Here is a 7,668-nt window from a genome sequence, read left to right as displayed (position 1 = left end):
CACTGCGTCCACGACGACGCGGGCAGCGACTTCGCGCCCGAGCTCGCCACCGACCACGTGACCGACCACGTCCGCAAGGGCCGCGGCGAGGCGGCCTGCTCCGCCTTCGAGGGCGTCACCGACGCAGGCCAACGGCTCGTCGACCTGCTCCGGTCGAAGGACGTGACCGAGGTCGACGTCGTGGGCCTGGCCACCGACCACTGCGTGCGCGCGACTGCCCTCGACGCCCGGCGCCACGGGCTCGGCGCCCGCCTCCTGGCCGGCCTGCACGCCGGGGTGGCACCGGGGACGACATCGGCCGCGCTGGCCGAGATGCGCGCGGCCGGGGTCGAGGTGGTGGAGCCGTGACATCGCACCCCTGCTTCGCCGTCGCGGTCGACCTGGCCGTCTTCACCGTCCGCGCCGACGCGCTCTGCGTGCTGCTCGTCGAGCGGGGAGAGCAGCCGTACGCCGGAACCTGGGCGCTGCCGGGCGGCTTCGTCCACCCCGACGAGGACGCGGAGAGCGCTGCGTGGCGCGAGCTCCACGAGGAGACCTCGGTCGAACGCTTCGCCGGCCATCTCGAGCAGCTGCGCACCTACTCCGCCCCCGACCGCGACCCACGGACCCGCGTGGTCTCGGTCGCTCACGTGGCGTTCGCGCCCGACCTGCCCGAGCCCACGGCCGGCTCCGAGGCGGCCGTCGCCCGGTGGTGGGCCGTCTCCGCGCTGCCCGGTCTCGCATTCGACCACGCGACGATCCTGGGCGACGCCCTCGAGCGGGTGCGGGCCAAGCTGGAGTACACGACGCTCGCGCTCGACTTCGTCCGCGAGCCGTTCACCCTCCCCGAGCTCCGAGCCGTCTACACGGCCGTCTGGGGTCGACCGCCGGACCTCGGCAACTTCCGCCGTAAGGTGCTGGGGACCGCCGGGTTCGTCGTACCGACCGGCGAGAGCGGGCCTGCCTCCGAGTCCGGCGGCCGCAAGGCGCTGCTCTACCGACGCGGTGACGCCACCGCCATCCAGCCGCCGATGCTGCGGCCGACTGTCTGAGGCCCCACGCCCCAGCCACCTCCCATGGCGACACGCCACCCCCCTCGGGGTGCAGGCCGTGGGGAGTGGCGGTTCGTCTGCATACCGTGATGGAGCGGCCCGCAGCAGGAAACGCCGGCGAACGACGATGCCGGCGCGGACCGGCCTGCTCGGGCTGCCTGCGTCGTGGAGGTCGACCTTGCCTCGGCCGACCTCACCCCGCGGGGCGAGAGAAGCGACGCTGTCGGTGCCGTAGGTCAAGATGGGGAGGTGTCGACGCCCACCTCCGCCCTCGAGCGGTTCAGCGAGCCGACGCGCACGTGGTTCGGTGCGGCGTTCGCCGAGCCGACGCCGGCGCAGGCGGGGGCCTGGGAGGCGATCGGGGCCGGCCGGCACGCCCTGGTCGTGGCGCCCACGGGCTCGGGCAAGACGCTCAGCGCCTTCCTCTGGTCGATCGACCGGCTGCTCACGACCACCGTGCCCGACGACAAGACCAAGCGCTGCCGGGTCCTCTACGTCTCCCCCCTGAAGGCGCTCGCGGTCGACGTCGAGCGCAACCTGCGGGCGCCGCTGACCGGCATCCGCCACACCGCCGACCGGCTCGGCACGCCCGTGCCCGAGCTGCGGGTCGGGCTGCGCAGCGGCGATACCAGCGCCGGTGACCGGCGCAAGCTCGTGACCCAGCCGCCCGACATCATGATCACGACCCCCGAGTCGCTGTTCCTGATGCTGACCAGCCAGGCCCGCGAGGCGCTGCGCGGGGTCGAGACGGTGATCATCGACGAGGTGCACGCCGTGGCCGGCACCAAGCGCGGCGCCCACCTCGCGCTGTCCCTGGAGCGGCTCGACGAGCTCCTCGACAAGCCGGCCCAGCGGGTCGGCCTCTCGGCCACCGTGCGCCCCCTCGAGGAGGTCGCCCGCTTCCTCGGCGGCCAGGCGCCGGTGGAGATCGTCGCGCCGCCGGCCACCAAGGAGTGGGACCTCCGCGTCGTCGTGCCCGTCGAGGACATGACCGCCCCCGGCGGCTTCGACGACAGCGCCGACGCCGACGAGGACCAGGCCCGCAACACCAGCATCTGGCCCCACGTGGAGGAGAGCGTGGTCGACCTCATCGCCGAGCACCGCTCGACGATCGTCTTCGCCAACTCCCGGCGCCTGGCCGAGCGCCTCACCGCCCGGCTCAACGAGATCGCCACCGAGCGTGCCGACCCCGAGTCGGGCAGCGACGAAGCCCCGGGCGAGGGGCGCACGCCGGCGCGCCGCAAGCTCCCCGCCCAGGTGATGGCCCAGGTGATGGCCCAGGCCGGCATGGCCGGCAGCTCGGCCGACGACCCGGGCACGACGGTCATCGCCAAGGCCCACCACGGCTCGGTCTCCAAGGAGCAGCGCGCGCTCATCGAGGACGACCTCAAGCGCGGCCGGCTGCCCGCGGTGGTCGCCACGAGCAGTCTCGAGCTCGGCATCGACATGGGCGCCGTCGACCTCGTCATCCAGATCGAGTCACCGCCGTCGGTGGCCAGTGCGCTCCAGCGGGTCGGTCGAGCCGGCCACCAGGTCGGCGAGACCAGCCGCGGGGTGCTCTTCCCCAAGCACCGGGGCGACCTCGCCCAGACCGCGGTCGCGGTCCAGCGCATGCGCACCGGCGGCATCGAGTCGTTGAGGGTCCCGAGCAACCCGCTCGACGTCCTCGCCCAGCAGGTCGTGGCCGCCACCGCCCTCGACGCCTGGGACGTCGAGGAGCTCTACACGCTCGTGCGCCGCAGCGCGCCGTTCGGCAACCTGCCCCGCTCGGCCTTCGACGCCACCCTCGACCTGCTCAGCGGGCGCTACCCCTCCGACGAGTTTGCCGAGCTGCGCCCCCGCATCGTCTGGGACCGCACCACCGGCAGCATCACCGGGCGCCCGGGAGCCCAACGGCTGGCGGTGACCAGCGGCGGGACGATCCCCGACCGCGGCCTCTTCGGGGTCTTCCTCGTGGGTGCGGAAGGACCCGGCAAGCGGGTCGGAGAGCTCGACGAGGAGATGGTCTACGAGTCGCGCGTGGGCGACATCTTCGCCCTCGGCGCGACGAGCTGGCGCATCGAGGACATCACCCACGACCGGGTCCTGGTGACGCCGGCCCCAGGCATCCCCGGACGCTTGCCCTTCTGGAAGGGCGACACCCTCGGCCGACCGGCGGAGCTGGGCGCGGCGATCGGCGCCTACACCCGCGAGCTCGGTGCGATGCCGCGTCCCGCGGCCGTCGCCCGGGCCGAGGTCGACGGGCTGGATGCCTGGGCCGCCGGCAACCTGGTCTCCTACCTGCACGAGCAGCTCGAGGCGACCAACGTCCTGCCCAGCGACACCACCATCCTGGTCGAGCGCTTCCGCGACGAGCTCGGCGACTGGCGCCTGGTCGTCCACTCCCCCTACGGTGTGCCGGTCCACGCGCCGTGGGCGCTGGCCATCAACGCCCGGCTGCGCGAGCGGCACGGCGTGGACGGGCAGGCGGTCGCCTCCGACGACGGCATCGTGATCCGCATCCCCGACACCGACGCGGATCCGCCGGGCGGTGACGTGATCGTCTTCGAGGCCGACGAGATCGAGGACCTGGTCACCCAGGAGGTCGGCGGCTCGGCGCTCTTCGCCGCCCGCTTCCGCGAGTGCGCCGCCCGCGCCCTCCTCCTGCCGCGCCGCGATCCCGGGCGCCGCTCCCCGCTGTGGCAGCAGCGCCAGCGCTCCGCGGCGCTGCTCGAGGTCGCCGTGAAGTATCCCTCGTTCCCGATCGTCCTCGAGGCGGTGCGCGAGTGCCTCCAGGACGTCTACGACCTCCCGGCCCTGCTCGCGCTGATGCGCTCGGTCGACCGGCGCGAGGTGCAGGTCGTCGACGTGGCGACGCACAGCCCGTCGCCCTACGCGCGCAGCCTGCTCTTCGGCTACGTCGCGCAGTTCGTCTACGAGGGCGACTCCCCCATCGCCGAGCGTCGTGCCGCAGCCCTGTCGCTCGACCAGGGGCTCCTCGCCGAGCTGCTCGGCCGCGCCGAGCTGCGCGAGCTGCTCGACCCCGACGTGCTGGCCGAGGTCGAGGCCGAGCTCCAGCGTCTGGCGCCGGACCGCCGGGCCCGCGACGCCGAGGGCCTGGTCGACCTGGTGCGCCTGATCGGCCCGCTCTCGACCGCCGAGGTCCACGACCGCAGCGTCGACGGTGCCGACCTCGAGGGTTGGCTGACCGCCCTCGTCGAGGCCCGTCGCCTGGTCGAGGTGCGCCTCGGCGGGGAGCCCCGCTGGGCCGTGGTCGAGGACGTCGCCCGCCTGCGGGACGGGCTCGGCGTGCCCGTCCCGCCGGGCACGCCCGACGCGTTCGCCGAGCCCGTCGAGGACCCCCTGGCCGACCTGGTCTCCCGCTTCGCCCGCTCCCACGGGCCGTTCACCACCGGTCAGGTCGCGGAGCGGCTGGGACTCGGTGCCGCCGTCGTACGCCACACGCTGCAGCGGCTGGCCGCGCAGGGCCGGGTGCTCGAGGGCGAGTTCCGCCCCGCCGGATCGGGCTCGGAGTGGTGCGATGCCGAGGTGCTGCGCAAGCTGCGGCGTCGGTCTCTCGCGCGGCTGCGCAAGGAGGTCGAGCCCGTCGAGCCCGAGGCCCTGGCTCGGTTCCTCGGCGCCTGGCAGCACGTCAGCGGCTCCGGCAAGCCGGGCCGCGGGCTGCGCGGCATCGACGGCGTGCTGAGCGCGATCGACCAGCTGGCCGGCTGCCCGGTCCCGGCGAGCGCGCTGGAGCCGTTGGTGCTGGGCTCCCGGGTCCGCGACTACTCTCCCGCCTTCCTCGACGAGCTCACCGCGTCCGGCGAGGTCCTCTGGGCCGGTCACTCCGCCCTGCCCGGCTCCGACGGCTGGGTGTCGCTGCACCTCGCCGACTCCGCCCACCTGACGCTGCCCGACCCGGCCCCCTGCGAGCATGCCGAGCTGCACGACCGGGTCCTCGAGGCGCTGGCGCCGGGAGGAGCGTGGTTCTTCCGCCAGCTCTCCGACGCGGTCGGCTCCACCCATGACGCCAAGCTCTCGGCGGCTCTCTGGGAGCTCGTGTGGGCCGGTCGCATCAGCAACGACACGCTGGTCCCCCTGCGCGCTCTCACCCGGTCGGGCACCGCCAGCCACCGCAGCAAGCGTCCGCCGCCGCGCTCGGGCCGCGCCGGACGACCGGTCCGCACCGGCCCGCCCGAGACCGCCGGCCGCTGGGCGCTGCTCCCGGCGATCGACACCGACCCCACCCGACGCGCGCACGCTGCCGCCGAGCGGCTGCTCGACCGGCACGGCGTCGTGATCCGCGGGGCCGTCATGAGCGAGCGGGTCCCCGGTGGGTTCGCGGCCGTCTACAAGGTCCTCTCGGCCTTCGAGGACTCCGGGCGCTGTCGCCGTGGCTACTTCGTCGAGGGCCTCGGCGCCGCCCAGTTCGGCACCGCCGGCGCCATCGACCGGCTGCGCACCTTCTCGGTCAGCACCGGCACCCACGAGGACGGCGTCAAGCCCACCGCCGTGGCCCTCGCCGCGACCGACCCGGCCAACCCCTACGGCGCCGCCCTCGCCTGGGCGCCGTCCACCGGAGCAGCCGACGGCGACAAGGCCGGCCACCGCCCGGGCCGGAAGGCCGGCGCCATCGTGGTGCTGGTCGACGGGGCCCTCGCCCTCTACGTCGAGCGCGGCGGGCGCACCCTGCTCACCTGGACCGACGACGTCGACCTGCTCACGCCAGCCGCGGCGGCGCTGGCCGAGGCCGTCGGCCGCGGGTCGCTGGGGCGGCTCACGGTGGAGAAGGCCGACGGAACCGCCCTGCTCGGCAGCGGCTCCACCCCGCTGCGCGAGGCCCTGCACGCCGCCGGCTTCGTCGCGACGCCTCGCGGGCTGAGGTTGCGCGGTGCCTGAGGGCGACACCGTCTTCCGTGCCGCCCGGCTGCTCGACCGCGCGCTCCAGGGCTCCGTCCTCACCCGCACCGACCTCCGGGTCCCGCAGCACGCCACCGCCGACCTCAGCGGGGGGCTGGTCGTCGGCACCGTCTCGCGCGGCAAGCACCTGCTGACCCGCATCACCCGCGACGACGAGGCCTGGACGCTGCACACCCACCTCAAGATGGAAGGTGCCTGGCGGGTCTTCACCGCCGGCCAACGCTGGAAGCGACCGGCCCACCAGGCGCGGGTCGTGCTCGAGGCCGGCACGACGAGCGCCGTGGGCTTCTCGCTCGGCATCGTCGAGCTGATCGCCACCGCCGACGAGCCCGACGTCGTCGGTCACCTCGGTCCCGACCTGCTCGGCCCCGACTGGGACGAGGCGGAGGCCCTGCGCCGGCTGGGGGCCGACCCCGAGCACCCGATCGGCGAGGCCCCGCTCGACCAGCGCATCCTCGCCGGGGCTGGGATGCAAGGGAATTCAGTCTCAGGGAGCGTCCGAAGCATCGGGGAAGCGCTCCTCGATCAGCGGAATCTCGCAGGAATCGGCAACATGTGGATGGCCGAGACGCTGTTCCTCACGGGCGTGAACCCGGCCACCAAGGTCCCCGACGTGCCCGACCTGAGCAAGATCGTCCGCATGGCCTACCGCTTGCTGCAGGCCAACAAGGAGCGTGCGGTCCAGGCGACGACGGGCAGCACACGACGTGGCGAGGAGCGCTACGTCTACGGGCGCCGGGGCAAGGCGTGTCGTCGCTGCGGGACTCGCATCCAGTCCGACCAGCTCGGGCCACTGGGGCGCGAGCGGGTGACCTTCTGGTGCCCGAGATGCCAGGCGTAGATGATCACCCTCGAAGACTTGCTCGTGCCGCATCGATCAGGCGAGTAGCCAACTCCCGCACGACCTGCTCGTCGACCCCCAGCTTCTCGTTGCCAGCAGCATTGACGGGGCCAGTGATCCCCCACGTCCGAAGACGCAGGGGCTGGCGGGCCATCCGATGCGAGTGATGCTTCACCCGATGCGGTCGGGGCTCACCTGCTCGTTACCCATCGCCACCTGGCCGATGCTCGCGCGGCTGTCGATGTCAGCCCTGGATCACGTCGCATCACGGTGCTTCTCCCTCGTCTGAACCGAGGACCGCCCTCGACTTGAGCCGTAGTCGAGGGCGGTACACGACGGTTCCCCCCGTGTGCGGACCACTGCTGCACGCTTTCGGTCGTCCTTGTCATCGCTGAACTCATGCAGGTGGTGAGCACAGCGCAGCGGAAGGGCGCGTCATAGGAACATCAGCCTTGGCCGCTGTCTCCGCCCCCGCCGCGCCATCGTGGAGTTCGTGAGCTGGGTTGACTGACGTCGGCCGCCTTCTTCATCGCGCGAGGCGAGATCCAGAGATGACGTCGAGGCGCTAGGGACGTAGGACTCTGGCTCGATCGAGCCGATGGGCGTTGAGTGGGGTGTACGGCGGCGCCTGAAGGGGGAATCTCAGGCGAGTAGCCCTGGGACCCAGGTCGTCGGCTACGCGCAGGCGGCCTGGGGAGTACCCGAAGACGGGCAACCTTGCCGCCGTCTAGCGTCGTGTCCGCGGAGGCGCGGTCGTGTGTCAGCGCTCGTCGAAAGTTCGGCCGGTTCTGCTCTTTGAAAGTTAGGCCACTTCGGTGTTGGTCATTGTGCCGTGTTCTCGGCTCTGGCCGATGGCAGCGTGTCGATGCCGCTGTCCTTGAGCCGGTAGGAGCTGCC

4 protein-coding genes are annotated in these 7,668 nt (G+C 73.3%); all 4 read left to right on the top strand.

Annotated elements, in window-relative coordinates:
* On the top strand, positions 1-348 hold a 348-nt coding region (locus RMN98_RS04035), incomplete at its 5' end, for an isochorismatase family protein (RefSeq protein ID WP_309647513.1).
* Positions 345-1,031 (top strand): NUDIX hydrolase, encoded by a 687-nt coding sequence (locus RMN98_RS04030; RefSeq protein WP_309647512.1) that lies wholly within the window; start codon positions 345-347, stop codon positions 1,029-1,031. The genes RMN98_RS04035 and RMN98_RS04030, both read left to right, overlap by 4 nt.
* 249 nt (positions 1,032-1,280) lie before the next feature.
* Positions 1,281-5,909: an ATP-dependent helicase gene (locus tag RMN98_RS04025; RefSeq protein ID WP_309647511.1), complete on the top strand. Its 4,629-nt coding sequence runs from the start codon at positions 1,281-1,283 to the stop codon at positions 5,907-5,909.
* Positions 5,902-6,771: a DNA-formamidopyrimidine glycosylase family protein gene (locus tag RMN98_RS04020; protein WP_309647510.1), complete on the top strand. Its 870-nt coding sequence runs from the start codon at positions 5,902-5,904 to the stop codon at positions 6,769-6,771. The genes RMN98_RS04025 and RMN98_RS04020 overlap by 8 nt, the downstream gene beginning before the upstream one ends.
* Positions 6,772-7,668 lie beyond the last annotated feature (897 nt).

This window comes from Nocardioides sp. (assembly GCF_031397825.1).
Lineage (GTDB): Bacteria > Actinomycetota > Actinomycetes > Propionibacteriales > Nocardioidaceae > Nocardioides.
This window is presented reverse-complemented; position numbering and strand designations above follow the sequence as displayed.